General features: G+C 44.0%; 1 protein-coding gene. It reads right to left on the reverse strand.

Features of this window, described 5'->3' with window-relative positions; genetic code table 11:
* Nucleotides 1-49: 49 nt before the first annotated feature.
* Entirely contained in the window at nucleotides 50-865 is an 816-nt protein-coding gene (locus DSM107010_RS37830; RefSeq protein WP_199756071.1) for a recombinase zinc ribbon domain-containing protein, read from the reverse strand.
* Nucleotides 866-977 lie beyond the last annotated feature (112 nt).

Below are 977 nucleotides of genomic sequence, written 5' to 3' on the forward strand. Positions count from 1 at the left end.
GCTCTGCTATTTCCAGAATTTTTAGCCCAAAGCGCTTCTTAGTATTTCATTATGCTTTTATTAGATGCGTTTGCCCTGGAAGATCGATAGTAGTAGTGTCACCACCTTTCCAAATAATCCTAGTGCGAACTGTATCGCGGACAAGACGATGTATGACGACTTTATCGATGAGACAGCGTAGGAGAGATTTTTTTTGCACTTGGGTTAAGCAGTCACTGTGCCAAATTTCCGGCAGCTTTTGCCCAATGTCAATAAAAGCAGCTTGGAGTTCTTTTGGTAGCCGCTCTACTGTTTGGGGCTGCTGGCGTTGAGCATAGGTTTCTTGGGCAAGTTTTAGTTCGCGTAAAGCATTTTCCCAACGCTGTTCTAGTTCGGCAGCCACCAGTCGGTTATCTGGGTCAACCCGATTAAACTGTCTTTCGGCTAGTGCTACTTGATACTGTAAACGCTCGATTTGTTGAGAATGCGCTCGTTCTACTGTATCTAATGACTGCTGTTGGGTTTTGACGGCTTTGTGATAAGCATCTAGCTCCACTGACGACAGAGCTTCCAGAAATGCATTGACTACATACTCGTCAATTGTATCAGCAGGAATATATTGACAAACAGGCACGCGATACTGCTGGCGCAAATAGTTACAAATATAGCGGGTTGCGCCTTTGTACTGCACAACCATTTTATGACCGCATTCGCCACAATAAACTAGCCCATGCAGTAATGCTGCACCAGGGTGAGGGATGCCACGGGTTTTATTACGGTCATACTCAGCATAGTTGTCCATAAGCTGTGCCTGATTCCGCTCGTAGGTTTGCCAACTGATGTAAGCCGGATAGATGTCATTAACGCGGATTTTCCATTCTGCCATTGGCAGATGCTTTTGCTGTGGTCGATCTGAAGCTAACGAGACTTAAACAAAAACTTAAGGTTAAATGAGCTAAGATAGATACATAGCAATAGTTTTACATCAAAGGTAATTT

The sequence above is a fragment of the Chroococcidiopsis cubana SAG 39.79 genome, from assembly GCF_003991895.1.
Lineage (GTDB): Bacteria > Cyanobacteriota > Cyanobacteriia > Cyanobacteriales > Chroococcidiopsidaceae > Chroococcidiopsis > Chroococcidiopsis thermalis.

Bases quoted from the DNA above. Each gene is read 5' to 3' on its own strand.
- DSM107010_RS37830 (WP_199756071.1), bottom strand. From the start codon at position 865: ATGGCAGAATGGAAAATCCGCGTTAATGACATCTATCCGGCTTACATC.